This window comes from Actinomycetospora sp. CA-101289, from assembly GCF_050955895.1.
In the GTDB taxonomy this organism is placed as follows: domain Bacteria; phylum Actinomycetota; class Actinomycetes; order Mycobacteriales; family Pseudonocardiaceae; genus Actinomycetospora.
This window is the reverse complement of sequence record NZ_CP192093.1, coordinates 1669244-1686813: the sequence shown is the minus strand read 5'-3', so window position 1 is coordinate 1686813 and position 17570 is coordinate 1669244. Positions and strand designations below refer to the sequence as shown.

Sequence of the window (17570 nt, the reverse complement as noted above, 5' to 3'; positions counted from 1 at the left end):
ACCCATGCTGCTCTTCCTCCGCCCCGGCGCACGACTTCGCGACTACCCTCGATGCCGTTAACGCCCGGTCGGCAGATCCTGCCCCGCAAGAGCCACCGCCTCGGGCTCCTTGCGCAGGAGGAGATAAGCATATCGCTGGTCGAGATCGTTCTCGGGAACGAGAACCATGGCCACGGGCTGAAGCCCGATGTCGGCGACGGCGCTCCAGAACCCGTCCAGAGAGTAGGTAGTCATGTTCGATGAGTTGCGACTGTAGTTCCGACGGAAAGCGCGCGTCGTCAAAGATCCCCTGTCGTACTTGATCTGGACGAAGGCGAGCCCGCCGGGCCGCAACATCGCCAACGCGATACGCATCAACCGCATCCCGTACTCCGGGGTGGGCACGAGCTCGAGTACATAGAGGCAGACGAAGAGGTCGAGGCTCTCGCTCGGTATCCGCTCGTGGGCCGATTCCGGGTCCGCGAGGTCGACGACCATCTCTGTCACCGGCGTCTCGCACACGCTCTCCACGCGCCGAGCCGCCTCCATGGTGGACGCTGGGTTGACGTCCACCGCGATGAAGCTGTCGGCGCGCGGCGCGAACTGCACAGCGTTGGCCCCGCCTCCTACGCCCCACTCGAGTACTCGACCAAGGCTCGTACCAATGCCAACCATTGCCCCCATCCGGTCGAACAGAGACGCGTGCACCAAGCCGATTCTGCTGAACGTGTTGTCGTCGATGGCGCTCGCGCCGCACCAGTGCGAGTCGTCTTCCCAGGTCGGCGCACTCTGATCAGCCCAATACCGAGCTGCATCCGCGACAAGCCGCCGCTCACTGTGATGTAGCCCGACCGCAGTCAAGACGTGTTCTGCGACGTCGCGCGCTTGATCGCGGAGACGGTGGAAGCGCCCTCGCGCCCTCCGAAGGAGGCTTGCCCTCGGGTGAGCGCTCGCCCCGCCCCTGCGCCTTACGCCGTAGTCGAGGTCACTGCCGGGGAGGACGCGCTCGGCGTCAGCGGCGGCGGGGAGGTGGTGGGCGAGGTGTCGAGCGATGAAGCCCCGGGCGCCAGCGATCAGGACGCGTCGGTCGAAGGCTGCCTGGGTGGAGATCGAGCGGTCGCCGGCGTCGCGGGGTTGGGGAATCTTGGCGTACATAGCCTGCATGGCGGTTGTGCCTCACGGGAGTCGCCGGCGATCTGCCGGCGCGGATGGGTGGTCCCGTTGGGCTCGCTGGACCTGCTCGTGGGCGTCCGTCACGGTGTGGCACCGCCTGCTGAGGCAAGGCGTGGACGCGGAGCCCTCGATGGCCTTGGCGGCCTCGACAGCTCGACGCGACGGAGGTCGATCAGGCGGCGAGCAGAGGCAGCACGGGCGGCCCTCGTCGGCGGGCTTGCCGGGTGAACAGCAGGCGTTGCTCGCGGACCCTCGGCGCGGTGCGTGGGCAGCGAACCTGGCGGACGGGACCGCGTGGAGCCGGCGCCTGAACCAGCCCGCGAAGGAGCGGCAGCAGCCGCGGGGCGACGGAAGCGCACGCCGGCTCCAGGACGGCCACGGCGACCACCAGCATCGCCACCGCCACGTGCAACGAGAGCCCGGACAGCCCCTGGGGCCAGCCGTGCGAATGCGGCAGGAGCTCGGCCCCGGCGTGCGGGAGCTTGCCGAGCGCGTGGACGGCCGGTTGTCCGACCACGGCGAGGTTGATCGTGGCGAACAGTCCCGTGAACTGGGGCGACCAGCGCAGCCGACCTACCCCGACGATGGTCGCCGCCAGCGCGACGGCGAGTGTGTGCACGGGTGGCTCGTCGGCCAGGACATCGAAACTGACGGCCGCCAGGAGCACCAGCAACGAGGACGCCGTGCGAAGCCCGACGGAGACGCGAGAGTGCTCACGCGCGTTCGTCGCGTGACCGACCACGGCCTGACGGTAGCACCGGACGCGTGGTCAGCCACCCCGCGGTCCCGGCGGCATCGGCTCTGCGTCACTTCGGTGGGAGTTCGAAGACCCATATGGGGGTACAAATCTTCGGCGTGTTCTGAGACTCGATCAGCTGAGGAGTTGGAGTCACGCCCCACCAGCAGCAGCAGCACCCGCCGGAGCTGCGTGAGCGATCGGTGCGGATGGTCAAACTCGGGGTCGGGCCGGCGGAAACAGCGCGCGAGTGGTCCGCCACGCCGAGACCGACGCCGGATATTGGCACGGCACTACCAGCGCTGGTCCGATGAGCTCAAGCGCCTGCGGCGGGAGAACGCCGAGCTGCGTCGCGCGAACGACATCCTCAACGAGAAGTCAACCGGGCACGTCGGTGACAAAGAATCTCCGCAGGCAACAGGAGGTGCGCGAATGAGCTGGGCGACCAACGAGATTGGCGATACGGGGAGGTCAAGACCCGGGCTAGCCTTCGCAATGCCGGAACGATGGCGAGTCGGCACGCACGCTCGGTGGTGCCTACCCGAACGGGGCTAACGCGAGGGTGCTGCGGAGGCGCCGGCGACCCGGCGACGTCGCTGAAGTGCGCGTTGCCCAAGAGACGTCGTGCCCCGCGGCTTGAACACGTTGAGAACGGTGATCACGAGGAGCACGAGCAGGCCCACCGAGGGATGGAGCAGGTCCCCGCCCAGATGGGACACCTCGGCGTCTCCAAGACGCTGGGCGAGCTCGGCCTGGGCGCTGACGGTTGGCATGTGCAGGACGAGCACCAGGACGGAGACCCCGGTCAGGACCAGGGCGAAGATGACCCAGTAGTGCCGGAGCAGGCCCCACGGCGTGCCGAGGGACATGACGACGCCCGTGACGAACGCGGCGACGGCGAGCGGCACGATCACGAACCACCCCGTCAGCGCCATCCCCACCCATGCCGCCCGGACCACCTCGCCGTTCCCGGTGGTCGTCGCTGCGACGCCGAGCGCCAGGTACGCCAGGACCGCGCCGATCCAGCCCACCGACACCACCAGGTGCACGGTGAGCACGACCTTGCGAAGACGCCCGCTCACAGTGCCTGCGCAAGTCCGAGCGGGCGGCAACCGACGACTTCGACGGGCGTGAAGTCCTCGCGACCAACGCCGCCGAGGTGGCGCCCGGGGCCGTGCTCGCTGCCGCTCAGGGCCATGACGGCGATCGCCACCAGGACCAGGGCGACCGCGATGACGAGGGAAATCTTGACCCACCGCGGCAGCCCGGAGCTCTCGATCTCCTGCGGATCAGCCGGCTCCAGTCGATCACGTGGAGCTTCATCCATACCTTTACAATACACAGTGTATCGCTCGTAGCATAGTGCTCACGCCCTGAGCACGACGTAGCCTTCAGGACGTGCCAAGGCTGTGGAACGAGACGATCGAGGCGCATCGCCGGGACGTGCACGCCGCGGTCGTCGACGCTGCCTGGAGGCTGGTCTCCGAGAACGGGCTGCGCTCGGCCACCATGTCCAAGATCGCGGAGCAGGCGGGGATCGGGCGCGCCACGCTGTACAAGTACTTCCCCGACGTGGAGTCGATCCTGGTGGCCTGGCACCAGGAACAGGTCGGCAGCCATCTCGGGCACCTCGCCGGCCTGGCGCAGGGCGAGGGTTCGGCCCGCGACCGACTGCGTTGTGTCCTCGAGGCGTACGCGCTCATGAGCCACCGCAGCGGACAGCACGCCGCTGAGCTCGTGGCGCACCTGCACCGGGACGAGTCGGTCGCGCAGGCGCGAACGCAGGTGCTCGGCCTCCTGACATCACTGCTCGCCGAGGCGGCCGCGGCCGGCGAAACTCGAGGTGACGTCGACCCGGCCGAACTCGCCCTCTACTGCCTCCACGCTCTCTCGGCCGCCGGCCAACTCTCCGATGAGGCTGCCGTGCACCGGCTCGTCAACGTCGTCCTCGACGCCGCCGAGCCGCCGAGACTCAGCGAGCCCGCCGCGGCGACCCTCCCCCCGACGGAGCATTGACGACGTCGCCCGCTTGCGGCCGACTCCGGGTGTGGGAATGCGTGCTCGAGCCCGAGAGGAGGGCGCATGGTCGAGGCCACCACAGATGGCCGTGCGCAAGGCGGGTCGCCGGACGGGTCGAGGCCGTCGGCGTTCAGTGACCGCCGCGCGGTCAGCCAGGCCGCGGGCCTGCTGCTGGGAAGTTTCATCCTCGATGGAGTGGCCGGGGCGCTCCACGCCTCACCGCCCACGGGCGACGCCAACGACCTGCCCATCACGTTCGCCGGCATCGCGGCGTCCGGCGTCTGGCCGACGGCGCACGTCCTGCAGTTCGCCGCCTCGTTGATCTTCATTGCCGGGCTCCTGGTGCTCTACCGGGTCGCCGCTGGCCGCCAGCCGTCACTGTTGAACCGGCTCGGTACCGTGCTGACGATCCTGGCTGCCGCTGCCGGCGCGATCCAGTACGCCGTCGACGGCGTCGCTCTCAAGCACGCAGTCGATGCGTGGGCCGGTGCTCCGCCGAGCGGGAAGGCCGAAGCATTCCGCATCGCGGAACTCGCGCGCTGGCTTGAATGGGCGACCACGAGCTACGCCGCCCTGCTGCTCGGCGCAGCCCTCGTCCTGCTGGGCACCGCGATCATCCGCAGCCGCGTCCTCCCGAGCTGGTTCGGCTTACTGCTCGCGGTGTCCGGAGTGCTCGACCTCATCAGCGGCGTCCTCGTCGGCGAGCAGGGCTTCTCTCCCGCCGTGACGGCCATCTCTGCTCCCACAGCGATCTTGCTGCCCGTGGCCGGGATCGCGCTCGCTGTCATCGCATTCCGCCGGAGGCAGGCCGCCACTTGATTACTCCCGGGCCCTGGTCGACTCCGTAAGCTCGAAGGGCGAACGTCAGCGCCAAGGAAGCGAGCTCAGGCTCGCGACGAACGGCGCTCGAGGAAGACAGTGTCACGCCAGGCTCCGTGATGTTGGCCGATGCCTTCGCGGACGCCGAGGGTGCGGTAGCCGGCGGAGTGGTGCAGGGCGATGGCGGCTCGGTTTTCGGTGAAGATCGCGGCCTGGAGGGTCCAGAGGCCGGCGGCGTCGGGCGCGGTGACCTGGCGGTGGATCAGTGCGCGGCCGACGCCTCGCGCTCGGTGGTTCTCGTCGACGTACTCGCGCTCGGTGGTTCTCGTCGACGTACACCGAGGTCTCGGCGACGCCGGCGTAGACGGGTCGGGTCGGGTCGAGGTCGGGTTGGCCTCGGCCCAACTCGTGGAGTGTCGCCGCGGGGGCCCGAGAGCTGGAGCGGGCGCGCCAGACCTCCCACGACCTGCATGCCCGAGCGCCGGATGCGATGCCGTCGGCCGTGAGGTCAACAGCCCCGCTCGCGCCACGTGCGGACACCTGTGCCGAGCGACGCCGCCGCGAGGATCAGAGGCGAGAATCCTGATCGGGAGGAACCGGTCGAGCGCGGAGAGCTTCGCGACGACCCGGCCTCGCCAGGGTTTTGACGTCAGGTTCTCGTCGTGTCGGCGGGGTCCATATTCGGCGGCTCAGAGTCCGGCAGTGTCCGCGGCGCGGAGCCGGAGGTGCTCGACGTGGTCGCGGGCCTCGTCGAGCAGCTGGGCGACGTGGTCGTCGTAGAGCCGGTAGCTGATCGTCCTGCCGCTGCGGGTGCCGACGACCAGGCCGAGTTGCCGCAGGATGCGCAGCTGATGAGACACCGCCGACTGCTCCATCCCGACGGCCGCGGCGAGCTCACCGGCCGCGCAGGGACCGGCGGCTAGGTGCAGCAGGATGCGCAGCCGGCTCGGCGTACTCAACGCGTGCAGGGTCTCGGCGACGCGCTGGAGCTCGGCGGCGGTCGCCGGCCGCGTGGCGGGCGTGACCCCGTGACCCATGACCGGAGGGTACCCAGCGGCGGCCTCACCACTTGCTGAGGTGTGGAAGCGTGAACGCTTGAGATATTGTTCATGTGTGCATCAGCTCGACGTGACACCACCCGCCGCCGATGCCCGGCCGCGAGCCACCGGTTGCGCCCTCTCCCGCCCGCCCGCCCTCCGCACCCTCGTCGGACTGTCGGAGGCCCGGTGGGCGGGCGCGTCGGTGCTGCTCTTCGCGCTCGCGGTAGCCGCGGAGTTCCTAGGTGCGCCGACCTGGCTGAGGGCGCCGCTCTACATCGGCTGCTACGTCACCGGCGGGTGGGAGCCCGCGTGGTCCGGGCTGCAGGCGCTGCGCGAGCGCACGCTCGATGTCGACCTGCTGATGATCGTCGCCGCTCTCGGCGCCGCGGCCATCGGGCAGGTCCTCGACGGCGGCCTGCTCATCGTCATCTTCGCGACCTCCGGCGCCCTCGAGGCCTGGGCGACCGCGCGCACCGAGTCATCGGTGCGCGGCCTGCTCCAGCTCGCTCCGGACCGGGCCACCCGCGTGGACCCTACAACCGGGGACGAGGAGACCGTGGCAGTGCACGAGCTCGCCGTCGACGACCTCGTGGTCGTACGGCCCGGCGGGACGATCGGTGCCGACGCGGTGGTCGTCGAGGGCGCCAGCGAGGTCGACCAGGCAACGATCACCGGCGAGCCGCTGCCGGCCGCCAAGGCCTCCGGCGACGAGGTGTACGCCGGCACCCTCAACGGCAACGGCGCCCTACGGGTGCGGGTTGTTCGCGAATCCGGCGACTCGGTCATCTCCCGCATCGCCGAGCTCGTCGAGCAGGCCTCGGCCACCAAGGCCAGCACTCAACGGTGGATTGAGAAGATCGAGCAGCGCTACTCGGTCGGCGTCGTCGTGGCCACCGTGGTCATCTTCGGCGTCCCGGTGCTGCTCGGGGGGTCGCTCACCGACGCGCTCCTGCGCGCCATGACCTTCATGATCGTGGCATCGCCGTGCGCGGTGGTGCTCTCGACGATGCCGCCGTTGCTGGCTGCGATCGCCACCGCCGGGCGCCACGGCGTGCTGGTCAAGTCCGCGGAGGTGATGGAGCAGCTCGGGACGGTCACCTCGGTCGCGCTCGACAAGACCGGCACCCTGACCCGCGGACGCCCGGAGCTCACGGCCGTTCACGTCCTCGGTCCCGGCTGGGATGCCGACACGGCGCTTGCCGCGATCGCGGCGGCCGAGCACCCCAGCGAGCACCCGCTGGCCCGAGCCGTGGTCGCGGCCGCCCACGACCGCGGCCTCACCGTGCCCTCGGCAAGCGACTTCACCGCTTTGCCCGGACAGGGAGTGCGAGCCCGCGTCGGGGGCCGGGTGGTCGAGGTCGGGCGTCCCGGCGAGAATCCACCGCGGCAGGTCCGGGAGATCGAGGACGAGGGTGGCACGGCGGCCGTCGCCCGCTCCGACGGAGCAGAGATCGCCGTGCTCGCCGTGCACGACGCGCTGCGATCCGGCGCCGCGGACACCGTCTCCGCCCTCACAGCCCGCTCAGAGACCCCCCCGGCACTGCTGACCGGCGACAATCCCCGCACCGCCCGCCGCGTCGGCGACGCCGTCGGCATCGGCGACGTCCGCGCCAGTCTGCTGCCCGCCGACAAGGTCACTGAGATCGAGCGACGGCGCGCCTCGGGAGAGCGCGTGCTCGTCGTCGGCGACGGCGTCAACGACGCCCCCGCCCTGGCCGCCGCTGACGTCGGCGTCGCCATGGGCCACGGCGGCGCCGACCTCACCCTCAGCGCCGCCGACGTCGTGATCGTTCGCGACGACCTCATGACGCTGCCCGCCCTGCTCGACCTCGCCCGCCGCGCCCGGCGCGTGGTGATCGCCAACCTCGTCATCGCGGCCACGATCATTACCGGGCTCGTCGTCTGCGACCTCGTGGGGTATTTGCCTCTGCCACTCGGCGTCGCCGGACACGAGGGCTCGACGATCATCGTCGCCCTCAACGGCCTGCGTCTCTTGAGGTCGTCCACCTGGCGCAGGTACGCCGACCCCTGAACTCGGTCGACATCGGACACGACGCGCGGCCACGGCCCGTCCGCCCTCACCAGCGATGAGCCCCGGGCGAGGTACTCCTCGACCCGACGGTGATCGCCTCGGGGAGCGTGGCCGCGCCGTTGGCCGAGTCGATGGCGGGGATAGCCCGGGTTCGTGATGAACAGAGGTTCACGAGCGCAACGGGCATCGCAGCGAACCGGCCTCACGACGAGGTCCGGACGGAGCCCGGCGTGGCACGGTTTGTGGCACGAACTTCAGCGCACCGGGGACCTAGAGAGGCACGGTGGGGGAAGCTCAGATAGCTCCAGGACCAGGTAGAACGCCTGAGAGCACATGGTCGCCCGGCCTCCGGAGGCGGTGGCGCAGGTTCGAATCCTGCCGGGGGCACCATGTGATGTCTCAGGACATCCCGGACGCCCGGACCCACGTTGTGTGGGTTCGGGCGTTTGTCATTTCGGGGTCGGTGGGTGTCGGGGCTGGTAGTCGCGGGTGAGGTCGATCTCGAGCTCGCGGAGGAGTTCGCCGGTGGCGGCGTCGATGACGCGCACGTGGCGGTCCTGGGTGAGCAGTAGGACGTGGGTTCCGCTGTGGGGTCGGCCGATGCCGATGTGGCGCAGCCGGCCGGCGACGCGCAGGGTGACCGTCCCGGACTTGTCGATCTTGTCGGTGCGGACGCGGTGGTGGGTGTCGGTGGTGCGGTCGGCGCCGGGGGCGGCTTTGGGGCGGGCGGTGTAGGCGGTGGCCGGGGTGGCGCGGTGGGCGAGCGCGCGGTGTGGCCGCTGGTGGTTGTAGGTCTCGACGAAGCGGTGGAGCAGGGCTTGGAGCTCGACGATCGTCGCCGGTGGGTGGGGTTGTGCGCGCAGCCAGTTCTTCAGGGTCTGCTGGAAACGTTCGACCTTGCGCAGGTCGTGGGGTGCGACGGTCGGCTGTTCTTCTGGGTGATGCCGCGGCGGGCAAGTTCGTGCTCGAGAGCGGTGCGACCGCCGCGGCGCGAGGCCAGCCGGACGGTGTAGACCATGCCGTTGTCGGTCAGGGTCGAGGCCGGGAACCCGTGCGCAGCGGCCGCGGTGGCGAAGGTGGCGGCCACGATTCCGGCGGTGACTCGGTGGTGGGCGGTCACCCCCAGGGCGTAGCGGGAGTGGTCGTCGAGCCAGGTGATGATCTCGACGTCGGCGCCGCCGGCAAGGCGGTGGTGGGTGAAGTCGGACTGCCAGCACTCATTGGGGTAGGTGGCCTCGAAGCGCAGGTAGGACGACTTGGGGCGCTTGGCCGGGGTCGGCACGACCTGGCTGTGACGGGCCAGGATTCGGTGGACCGTGGCCCGCGAGATGGCCACGCCCTGGTGGTGGGCCAGGTGCCAGACGATGGTGTCCGGCCCGGCGTCCAGGCCCTGCCCGGCGAGGCGTTTGCGCAGCTCCAAGACCATCTCGATCGTCTCCGGCGGGGTGGCCCGCGGCGAGGTCTTCGGTCGCCGTGAGCGGGCCCGGAACGCCCCGTCACCCTCGGCGCGGTAGCGGGCGAGCAGCTCATAGACCCAGGACCGCGACACCCCGTACTCGCGCGCGACCTGCGCGACCGGCCGCTTCTCCACGACCACAGCAGTGATCACCAGACGCGCCTTGGACGACATGCACGAGCGTCCCGAGCCCGTCCGGGATCACCCGCGACATCTGTCCGGCATGTCGTGAGACACCTGTCCGGGATGTGTTGAGACACGACACTGCCGGGGGCACCACCACACGCTGACCAGCGGAAACGTCTTCGAGCCGTTACCGGTCTGAGGCCGCGTGGCACGGTTCGTGGCACGAAGCCTGCTTAACCTCCCCTCGTGGCACCCCGCATGAGGCGCAAGCGCGGCTCGTCTCCGAGCTCCCGAGTCGTTCGTTCCGGGTCACGGTCTCGGCCGGGACCGACCCGCTCACCGGCCGGCCACGGCAGCTGCGCGAGACGCACTCCACGTACCAGGACGCGGAGAAGGCGCTGACCCGGCTCCAGGGCCAGGTCGACGAGGACCGGCACCGAAGACGGACAGAAGGTTGATCAGTAGGGCGCGGCATCGCGCTGATCAGTGGCGTCGCGGCCCTCGTCGGTTACGTTGCCCTCGACGGGGTCTCGCCGGTCACCGTCGCCGCCATCACCGCCATCACCGCCATCACCGCCATCACCGCCATCACCGCCCTCACGGCCGGAGCGATCCTGGCGATGCTGGCCGACATGATGATCCCCGAGGCGTACGAGCGCGCGGCCTCTACACCGGCCTCATCACGACCGTCGGCTTCCTGACCGCCCTCACGCTCCACGTCACCGACGGGTGAGCGCCCTCGTCGCCGGCCCGAACGGAGCCCCGATTCTCACCCGCTGAGCCGGATGCAGCACTCCCCCGCCCGCGGCTCCAGGGTCGCGGCGACGGTGTCCGCCTGCAGCCCGTCGAGGAGCCCGCTGATTAGGGCGTGGTTGAGTCCGCAGACCAGTTGGGGCGCCGCGGCGGCGTGGGGGTGGAAGGGGCAGTTGCGCAGCGACAGCTCAGTCGGTCGCTCACGGCGTGGCTCGAAGCCGAGGGCGGTCAGCACGGCGCCGACGGCGGTGAGGGCGCGTTCGACCCCGAGACGCCCGGGCCGTGTCCGGTCACGTTCGGAGGTACCGAGCTCGCGGCCGCGGCGCCGGGCCACCGCCGCGACGCGTTCCCTGCGGGGGTCGGTGTCGTCGTCCGCCGTATCGTCGATGTCCAGTGCCTCGACGAGGATTCCGACGAGCAGGTCGGGGCAGCGCGACGGGATGCTGACGCGGACCGCGGTCTTGCCGGAGCGGTAGACCTTGGGCCGCCGGCCCACCCGCCGGACCGCGCCGGGCCCGGCGACCTCGACGTCGAGCAGCCCGACCTCGACCAGTTTGTCGAGGTGGAACGCGGCCAGCTTGCGGGAGATGCCCACCGCGGCCGCGGCCTGGTCGCGGGTCACCGGGTCGGCCGCGCCGCGGATGAACTCGTACATGCGCCGACGGGACTCGTCGCCGAGCGCGGCCACCGCCGCGACGGTCTGCGTCGTCGGCAGGTCGACGGACGCCGCTCGCGCGTCGGGCTCCACGCACCGCAGCCTACGGCCACCCCGCCCGAGGCGGCGATGAGGTAGCGCGAATGGGTGGAACAGGTTGTCTCGCTGGTCTCTTGACCCGAACACCACATAAGACCAATCTGTATTTCCTCAATGAGGTGGTATTGCAGGTCACACGGAGGTGAGTCCGGTGGTGAGCAGCGAGGCACCAGGACGTCGAACCCGGAGCGGGGCCGGCCCCCACGAGGCGACGGAGGGGGCAGCCGATCGCTTGGCGCAGGTGAAGCGCCCGGTCAGCGCGGCACTCGCGGGCCCGTACGGGCATCCCTGGCACCCGCTGCTCGTGACGGTGCCGATCGGGGCGTGGATCGCGAGCCTGGTGTTCGACCTCGCGTCCTTCGTGGTGCCGGGTGCGGGCTTCCTGGTGCAGGGCTCGCTGTGGGTGATCGCCCTGGGCGTGCTCGGGGCCCTCGTCGCGGCGCTGGCGGGCGGACTCGACCTGCTGGCGATCCCCCGGCGGACCCCGGCCTTCCGCGTGGCGCTGACTCACATGGTGCTCAACCTGGTGGTCGTCGCCCTGTACGTCGTCGGGTTCCTGTGGCGACGCGACCGCGGGACGATGGCGGGCACCGTCGGTGCCGGGCCGCTGGCGCTGTCGGTCCTCGCGGTGGCGCTGCTCGGGCTGTCGGGCTTCCTCGGCGGGAAGCTCGCGTTCCGCTTCGGTGTCCGCGTGGCCGACGAGAGCACCCAGGTGACCGGTTACCGGACGACCGGGACGAGGTGAGGCAGCGATGGTCACGGCGACGATCGCCCTTCTCGCTTGGGTACTCACGGCGCTCGGCGGGTTCGTGATGCTCGGCCGCTGGGTGGCGCGCGGCGGGGTGCGACAGCAGCGCACCGGTGCCTCGCGGCTGCCGGCGGGCGTCGTGTTCTCCCACCTCGCGCTCGCAGCCGCCGGCCTGGTGCTCTGGGTCCTCCATCTCCTCCTCGACGACCAGGTCCTCGGCTGGATCGCGCTCGCGCTCCTCGTCCCCGTCGCCGCCCTCGGCTTCGCGATGCTCGCCCGGTGGCGGCAGGTCCGTCGGGCTCCGGCCGTCGCGTCCACGGCCGCGGCCCGGCACGGGGCCGCACCCGGCTCGCCCTCGCCGTCCGGTGCGGGGCGGGGGGAAGAGACGCCGGCCGAGCGGCACCTGCCCGTCGCGGTGGTGGTCGCCCACGGGGTGCTGGCCGTCGCGACGGTGGTGCTGGTCCTGCTGGCGATGCTCGCCGCGGGCGGGAGCTGAGATTCGGTGAGAGGAGGCGGACGGAGATGACGGACGACGCGACGATGGTGGTCGTCGGTGCGGGCCTCGCCGGGGCGAAGGCCGTGGAGACCCTGCGCGCGGAGGGCTTCTCCGGTCGGGTGGTGCTCGTCGGCGCCGAGGACGAGCGACCCTACGAGCGGCCGCCGCTGTCGAAGGAGTACCTCCAGGGCCGGGCGACGCGGGAGAGCGTGTTCGTCCACCCGCCGGACTGGTACGCCGACCACGGCGTGGAGCTGCGCACGGGCGTCGCGGTTACGGGCCTCGACCGAGACGCCCACGAGGTCGTGCTGGCCGACGGCGACCGGATCGGCTACAGATCGATGCTGCTGGCGACCGGCTCGTCACCCCGGCTCCTCTCGGTGCCCGGCGCCGACCTCGAGGGCGTGCACCACCTCCGCACCCTGGCCGACAGCGACGGCATCGCCGCGGCGATCCGGGGTTCCGCGCCCACCGTGGTCATCGGCGGCGGCTGGATCGGCCTGGAGGTCACCGCCGCCGCACGGCTGGCCGACGTGCCCGTCACCGTGATCGAGTCCGCGCCGCTGCCGCTGCTGCGGGTGCTCGGCCCCGAGATGGCGCAGGTCTTCGCCGAGCTGCACCGTGAGCACGGCGTCGACCTGCGCTGCGGGGTCGAACTCGTCGAGGTCCTCGGCCGCGACGGGCACGTCACCGGCGTCCGGCTCGCCGAAGGCGCGGTGATCGACGCCGACACGGTGCTGGTCGGCATCGGCATCACCCCGAACACCGGCCTGGCCGAGGCCGCCGGCCTCGAGGTCGACGACGGCATCGTGGTCGACCAGCACCACCGCACCTCCGACCCGGCCGTCCACGCGGCCGGTGACGTCGCGAAGCTGTACCACCCCGCCTACGACTGGCACCTGCGCGTCGAGCACTGGGCCAACGCCCTGAACGGCGGCCCGTCCGCCGCCCGCGCGATGCTCGGTCACGGCACGGACCCACGACCGCCTGCCGTACTTCTTCACCGACCAGTACGACCTCGGCATGGAGTACACCGGGTACGCCGTGCAGGGCGAGTACGACGAGGTCGTCGTCCGCGGCGACACCGCGACCCGGGAGTTCGTGGCCTTCTGGCTCGCGGACGGTCAGGTGCGGGCCGGCATGAACGTCAACGTCTGGGACGTCACCGACGACATCAGCCGCCTCGTCCGCGCGGGCACACGCGTCGACCCCGCCCGGCTCGCCGACCCCGCGGTCCCGCTGGCGGAGGTACCGACGGCGGCCGCACCCTGACCCAGGGACGTTCGTCGTGAGGGGTGATGACCATGGTGTTCCGTATCGAGCCGCACGTCCGGCTGCAGGAGTGGGTGGCCGAGGAGCACGGCTTCTTCGCCGCGGAGGGACTCGAGTACGAGTTCGAGCCGGCCGGCTTCGCGGCTGGGAGCAGCAGCGTGGGCCGCCAGGACGACGCGCCGCCGGAGGTGCGCGCCGGCGCCCTGGAGGACATGGCCCAGGGGCGATGCGCCCAGGTGTCGTGCGCCTGCCACTGGGCGGTCAACGCCGCCGCCAGGGAGGACCACGGGAAGATGTACGGGGCGGCGTACTCCGTCTGCCCCGCGGGCATCTACGTCGCCTCGGGCCGGGACCTGCGGGAGCCGGGCGACCTGGCCGGGGTCGAGGTCGGCGTCGGCTACCACTCGGGCAGCCACTACTCGGCCTTGCAGGCGCTCGAGCCGTTCCTCCCGCGGGAGGACATCCGGCTGGGGTTCGTGGGTCGGCCCTTCGACCGGGTGCGTCTCCTGCTCGACGGGACACTGCCCGCGGTGAACGTGTGGGGCGCCGGCGCCTCCGTGCTCGAGCAGCGCGGGTACGTCAAGCTCGTCGACACCACGTTCGTCATGGGGTTCTTCGTCTCCTCGAGCGCACACCCGGCCGACGTGGAGCGGTACTTCAGCGCCCTGTTGCGAGCACAGCAGGAGATCGATCTCGAGCCGCAGCGCTACACGCATTACTGGGCGCGGGAGATGCCTGCGGACCTCGTCGAGCTCGTCGACGTGCGGCGCTTCGGGCCGGGCGAACAGATCGTGCCCCAGCCCTACACCCGCGCCATGTTCGAGCGGGCGCACGCCTGGATGCAGACCTGGGATCTCCTCGAAACGGCGACCGGCCCCGGCATCCGGTACGAGGACGCCGTCCTCCGGTAGGGAGCGGGACGCGGCCGCTAGGTCGCGACCAGCTCGACCACGACGGCGTCGTGGCGGTCCTGCGGGGGTCGTCGGGCGATCTCGAGGTGGAGCCCCCGCGCATCTTTGCCGCGATGCTGGGCGTCGCCCCGCCGAGTGGGCACGATGCCCACGACGCGGAGGAGGGACGATGAGTGCTTGGCGACGGTTGTCGGCGCTGCTGGCGGCGCTCGGGGTGTGCGTGGCGTGTGGCTCGCAGGGCGGCCCGCCCGCCGCACCGTCGGCCGCACCGCCAGGTTCCGGTCTATCCCTTCCCTCGGTCACCTCGACCTCGCCCTCGGCCTCCGCGAGCGCCGCGGGCGGGGTGCGCCCGGCCGGGGACTGGTTGACCTACCACGGCGATGCCGCCCGCAGCGGCTACGTCCCGAGCGGGCCCGATCCGCAGTCACCCGCGGTCGCCTGGCAAGCACGCCTGGACGGGAAGGTCTACGCCAGCCCAGTGATCAGCCGGGGGCTGGTCGTCGCGGCCACCGAGGGCGGCTCGCTGTACGGCCTGGAGGCCACCACCGGGGCGGTGCGGTGGCGGACGCACCTCGCCGACGCGCTGCCGGGTGACTCCCTGCCCTGCGGCAACATCGACCCGATCGGCATCACCGGCACCCCGGCGGTCGATCCGGCTACGGGGTCGGTCTACGCGGTCAGCACGGGGGCGGCACCGGGCGGAGGTGTTCAGCACGTGCTGTGGACCGTCGACGGCGTCAGCGGCGCCATCCAGGCCCAGCGCCCCGTCGATCCGGCCGGTGTCGATCCGGCGACTCACCTGCAGCGGGGGGCGTTGCTGCTCGCCGGCGGCACCGTCTACGTCGCCTACGGCGGCAACTACGGCGACTGCGGCCAATACCTGGGCCGGGTCGTGGGTGTTCCCGCGACAGGTCCCGGGCCGCTCACGGAGTTCGCGGTCCCCAGTACCCGCGAAGGCGGGATCTGGGCGCCGGCCGGTCCGGCCCTCCTGCCCGGCGGCGACGTACTGGTCACCACCGGCAACGGCGAGGCGCTGGGCGGCGTCTGGGATCACAGCGACTCGATCCTGCGGCTGAACCCGCAGCTGCAGCTACGCGACGGCTTCGCGCCGGCGGGCTGGGCCCAGGAGAACTCCGAGGACGCCGACCTCGGCTCGACCGGCCCGATCCTGCTGCCCGACGCCACGCGGGTGATCGCGGCGGGCAAGGGAGGCCACGTCTACCTGGCCGACACCGCCGCCCTCGGCGGGGTCGGCGGGCAGCGCGCCGAGCTCGACGACTGCGAGTCCTACGGAGGCGGCGCGGCAGCCCCCGTCACCGGCGGTGGCGTGGTCGCCTACGTGCCGTGCGCCAACGGGCTGCTGCAGGTGCGCGTGCCCACGCCCGACCAGCTGGTGCGGGGCTGGCAGGCCCCGAGCCAGATCACCGGCTCCCCGGTCGTGGTCGGCACCACGGTCTGGTCGTTGCAGCAGGACGGTGTGCTCGACGCCCTCGACGCCGGCACCGGCCAGATGCGAGCAACCGTGTCGGTGGGCGACGCGACGCGGTTCGCCACCCCGGCCGTGAGCGGTAACGCGCTCTACCTGCCGACCAACCGCGGCGTCACCGCCGTGCGCATCGCGCCCTGAGCCGGCCCGCGCGAGCACGCGCGGCCCACCCGAACGCGGATACGTCTACGTCTAGGGCATCCCCACGTCGTCATCCGGGGTTCTGACGGCGGTCGGGGCGGCGGGTTCATTGAAAGTCTGTTATCGGACCTGCTCGTGGGCCCCGTGGGACTCGAACCCACAACCAACGGATCAAAAGACTCCCGTTCCCTGCCTCACACAGCCTCGACCAGCGACTCTGTTCACAGTGCGGGCCTCACGGGACTACTCCACGCGCAACATTTGACACCGTTGTTCTCCGCGATCTGCTCCACGACAAGATCGTCGAATCCCCACCGGGAACCAGACGCTCATTCCGGCCTCTTGCGTCGCGGCGGGCTGGCCCACCGCTTCGACACGGCGAGGAGCTGCCTACTTGTGGGCAGCGTCGTACGCCTCGACGACGTTGTTCGGCAGGCGGCCGCGGTCGCTGACCGCCCAGCCGCTGCTCTTCGCCCAGTCCCGGATGGCCTTGAGTGCTTGCCGACCCCGGCCGCCAGCGCTCGAGGCGCCACCTCCCCCGCCGGAGGAGCTGCGTCGGCTGCTGGTGCCGGAACGCGTACGGCCACTAGTACGCCGGGCGGCAGCGACATACGGCGCGAAGACCTCGCGCAGCCTCTCAGCATGGTCGCTGCTGAGGTCCATCTCGTAGGTCACTCCGTCGAGCGCGTACTCCACGGTCTCGTCGGCCTCGGACTCGCCGTCCAGGTCATCGATCAGCGAAACGACCGTTCTCTGCGCCACAGGCGAGATCATCCACGCACCGACAGGAACGTCAAGTCGGTCACCCGAGGGTGCGCCCGGCGGCTCAACAGCGAGGACGAGGGGATGCCGATAAGCGTCGGGTCCGCAGATCCCCTCGACTGTTGGGAGCCGGTACGGCGCTTGACGACCTCGTCGAGCAGGCACACCGCTGTCGGGGCGCTCCGCAGTGGCGCCTCAGCCGCGGGGTCATCACGTCTCCATCTCCTCTCCCGGCGCCATCCAGGCAGGGCCACTCATCGCGGGAAAGGCGAGCGACCTCACGGTCTTCTGCGGTACCACGACCTCGATCGTGGTCCGAAGAACAAGCGGGGCTATCGGCGGCCTCCGCCGGACACAGTTCCTAGTTCCGCGGCAACCTCCGGTCTTTTCCTCGCGGACGAATGCTGTCCTCCAAAGCCTCCTCCCGCCGGCGCTTCCGCGCGGCTTCCAGCCCCAGCACGGTCAGCGCGTACACGGCCCCGAGAACCAACAGGAAGATCCCTGTTCTCGTGATGACCAGCTGGACGCCGCCGAGTCCGAGGTCCGCGGCGGACACCAAAGTCAGCAGACCCAGCGCGAACAGATAAAACAGGGTGACCAGCAGGGCGTTCAGCGAGGTCGTCACCGTTCGCTCGCCGTAGACCTCGCGGAGGAAGTCGTGTCCGAGCTGGCGCAGGAGCTGACCCACCACCAGGACGACGATGATGCCGATGACCACCGTCACGACATAGCTGGCTGTCGAGGCCGCCATCGGTCACCGCCCTCGCCGTGGTCCGGAGCGCCATGGGTCCAGCAGCGACAGTGCCGGGAAGTGCTCAGAGCGCGCGGTTACCTCATCGAACACCCCTACTGTCACCCCGCTCAACC

At 71.1% G+C, this 17570-nt stretch carries 19 protein-coding genes and 2 pseudogenes; 9 read left to right on the top strand and 12 right to left on the bottom strand.

Annotation, left to right across the window (positions count from 1 at the left end; all coding sequences use genetic code 11):
• Window positions 1-57: 57 nt before the first annotated feature.
• From ACQPX6_RS08445 to ACQPX6_RS08430, 4 genes are all read right to left on the bottom strand, one after another.
• The gene (locus tag ACQPX6_RS08445) at window positions 58-1134 is read right to left on the bottom strand and encodes a class I SAM-dependent methyltransferase (protein WP_433786849.1); all 1077 of its coding nucleotides are present in this window, start codon (window positions 1132-1134) and stop codon (window positions 58-60) included.
• 190 nt (window positions 1135-1324) lie between these two features.
• Entirely contained in the window at window positions 1325-1894 is a 570-nt protein-coding gene (locus ACQPX6_RS08440) for a hypothetical protein (protein ID WP_433786847.1), read from the bottom strand.
• A 545-nt stretch (window positions 1895-2439) separates the two neighbouring features.
• On the bottom strand, window positions 2440-2946 hold the full coding sequence (locus tag ACQPX6_RS08435) for a DUF2269 domain-containing protein (protein ID WP_433786845.1): 507 nt from the start codon (window positions 2944-2946) through the stop codon (window positions 2440-2442).
• 20 nt (window positions 2947-2966) lie between these two features.
• Window positions 2967-3215: a hypothetical protein gene (locus ACQPX6_RS08430; protein WP_433786842.1), complete on the bottom strand. Its 249-nt coding sequence runs from the start codon at window positions 3213-3215 to the stop codon at window positions 2967-2969.
• Window positions 3216-3286: 71 nt separating this feature from the next.
• Between ACQPX6_RS08430 and ACQPX6_RS08425 the strand changes: the two genes are divergently transcribed.
• Window positions 3287-3904, top strand: a complete 618-nt coding sequence (locus ACQPX6_RS08425; protein WP_433786840.1) for a TetR/AcrR family transcriptional regulator — start codon at window positions 3287-3289, stop codon at window positions 3902-3904.
• Window positions 3905-3970: 66 nt separating this feature from the next.
• Entirely contained in the window at window positions 3971-4726 is a 756-nt protein-coding gene (locus ACQPX6_RS08420; RefSeq protein WP_433786839.1) for a DUF4386 family protein, read from the top strand.
• A 65-nt stretch (window positions 4727-4791) separates the two neighbouring features.
• Here ACQPX6_RS08420 and ACQPX6_RS08415 read toward each other — a convergent pair whose 3' ends face one another.
• Together ACQPX6_RS08415 and ACQPX6_RS08410 are read right to left on the bottom strand one after the other, a co-directional pair.
• Window positions 4792-5256 carry an N-acetyltransferase family protein gene (locus ACQPX6_RS08415; RefSeq protein ID WP_433786837.1) on the bottom strand — a complete coding sequence of 155 codons (465 nt, stop codon included), beginning with the start codon at window positions 5254-5256 and terminating at the stop codon, window positions 4792-4794.
• A gap of 159 nt (window positions 5257-5415) precedes the next feature.
• Entirely contained in the window at window positions 5416-5763 is a 348-nt protein-coding gene (locus ACQPX6_RS08410) for an ArsR/SmtB family transcription factor (RefSeq protein ID WP_433786836.1), read from the bottom strand.
• Between the two features lie 91 nt (window positions 5764-5854).
• On the opposite strand from ACQPX6_RS08410, the gene ACQPX6_RS08405 reads away from it, so the two are divergent.
• Window positions 5855-7798 carry a heavy metal translocating P-type ATPase gene (locus ACQPX6_RS08405; RefSeq protein WP_433788221.1) on the top strand — a complete coding sequence of 648 codons (1944 nt, stop codon included), beginning with the start codon at window positions 5855-5857 and terminating at the stop codon, window positions 7796-7798.
• Between the two features lie 812 nt (window positions 7799-8610).
• Here ACQPX6_RS08405 and ACQPX6_RS08400 read toward each other — a convergent pair.
• Window positions 8611-8661 (bottom strand): annotated as a pseudogene (locus tag ACQPX6_RS08400) (hypothetical protein); the annotation flags it as partial.
• Between the two features lie 8 nt (window positions 8662-8669).
• Window positions 8670-9428: a DDE-type integrase/transposase/recombinase gene (locus tag ACQPX6_RS08395; RefSeq protein ID WP_433786834.1), complete on the bottom strand. Its 759-nt coding sequence runs from the start codon at window positions 9426-9428 to the stop codon at window positions 8670-8672.
• A 413-nt stretch (window positions 9429-9841) separates the two neighbouring features.
• On the opposite strand from ACQPX6_RS08395, the pseudogene ACQPX6_RS08390 reads away from it, so the two are divergent.
• Window positions 9842-10113, top strand: a pseudogene (locus tag ACQPX6_RS08390) (hypothetical protein); the annotation flags it as partial.
• Window positions 10114-10149: 36 nt separating this feature from the next.
• Here the strand turns inward: ACQPX6_RS08390 and ACQPX6_RS08385 are convergent.
• A complete protein-coding gene (locus ACQPX6_RS08385; RefSeq protein ID WP_433786833.1) occupies window positions 10150-10881 on the bottom strand; it encodes a helix-turn-helix transcriptional regulator in 732 nt (243 codons plus the stop codon).
• Between the two features lie 247 nt (window positions 10882-11128).
• On the opposite strand from ACQPX6_RS08385, the gene ACQPX6_RS08380 reads away from it, so the two are divergent.
• The 4 genes from ACQPX6_RS08380 to ACQPX6_RS08365 are packed head-to-tail and all read left to right on the top strand — an operon-like array spanning window position 11129 to window position 14314.
• Window positions 11129-11632 carry a DUF2231 domain-containing protein gene (locus tag ACQPX6_RS08380; RefSeq protein WP_433788220.1) on the top strand — a complete coding sequence of 168 codons (504 nt, stop codon included), beginning with the start codon at window positions 11129-11131 and terminating at the stop codon, window positions 11630-11632.
• A gap of 7 nt (window positions 11633-11639) precedes the next feature.
• Window positions 11640-12131 (top strand): hypothetical protein, encoded by a 492-nt coding sequence (locus ACQPX6_RS08375; protein WP_433786831.1) that lies wholly within the window; start codon window positions 11640-11642, stop codon window positions 12129-12131.
• 26 nt (window positions 12132-12157) lie between these two features.
• Window positions 12158-13423: an NAD(P)/FAD-dependent oxidoreductase gene (locus tag ACQPX6_RS08370; protein ID WP_433786829.1), complete on the top strand. Its 1266-nt coding sequence runs from the start codon at window positions 12158-12160 to the stop codon at window positions 13421-13423.
• Between the two features lie 12 nt (window positions 13424-13435).
• Window positions 13436-14314 (top strand): ABC transporter substrate-binding protein, encoded by an 879-nt coding sequence (locus ACQPX6_RS08365; RefSeq protein ID WP_433786828.1) that lies wholly within the window; start codon window positions 13436-13438, stop codon window positions 14312-14314.
• Between the two features lie 17 nt (window positions 14315-14331).
• On the opposite strand, the gene ACQPX6_RS08360 is transcribed toward ACQPX6_RS08365, so the two are convergent.
• Complete coding sequence (locus ACQPX6_RS08360) at window positions 14332-14457, bottom strand: hypothetical protein (protein WP_433786826.1); 126 nt, start codon at window positions 14455-14457, stop codon at window positions 14332-14334.
• Window positions 14458-14483: 26 nt separating this feature from the next.
• On the opposite strand from ACQPX6_RS08360, the gene ACQPX6_RS08355 reads away from it, so the two are divergent.
• Complete coding sequence (locus tag ACQPX6_RS08355) at window positions 14484-15941, top strand: PQQ-binding-like beta-propeller repeat protein (protein WP_433786825.1); 1458 nt, start codon at window positions 14484-14486, stop codon at window positions 15939-15941.
• A gap of 390 nt (window positions 15942-16331) precedes the next feature.
• Here the strand turns inward: ACQPX6_RS08355 and ACQPX6_RS08350 are convergent, their stop codons facing one another.
• The gene (locus ACQPX6_RS08350; protein WP_433786824.1) at window positions 16332-16703 is read right to left on the bottom strand and encodes a histone-like nucleoid-structuring protein Lsr2; all 372 of its coding nucleotides are present in this window, start codon (window positions 16701-16703) and stop codon (window positions 16332-16334) included.
• A gap of 361 nt (window positions 16704-17064) precedes the next feature.
• Window positions 17065-17454 (bottom strand): hypothetical protein, encoded by a 390-nt coding sequence (locus ACQPX6_RS08345; RefSeq protein ID WP_433786822.1) that lies wholly within the window; start codon window positions 17452-17454, stop codon window positions 17065-17067.
• Between the last annotated feature and the right edge of the window lie 116 nt (window positions 17455-17570).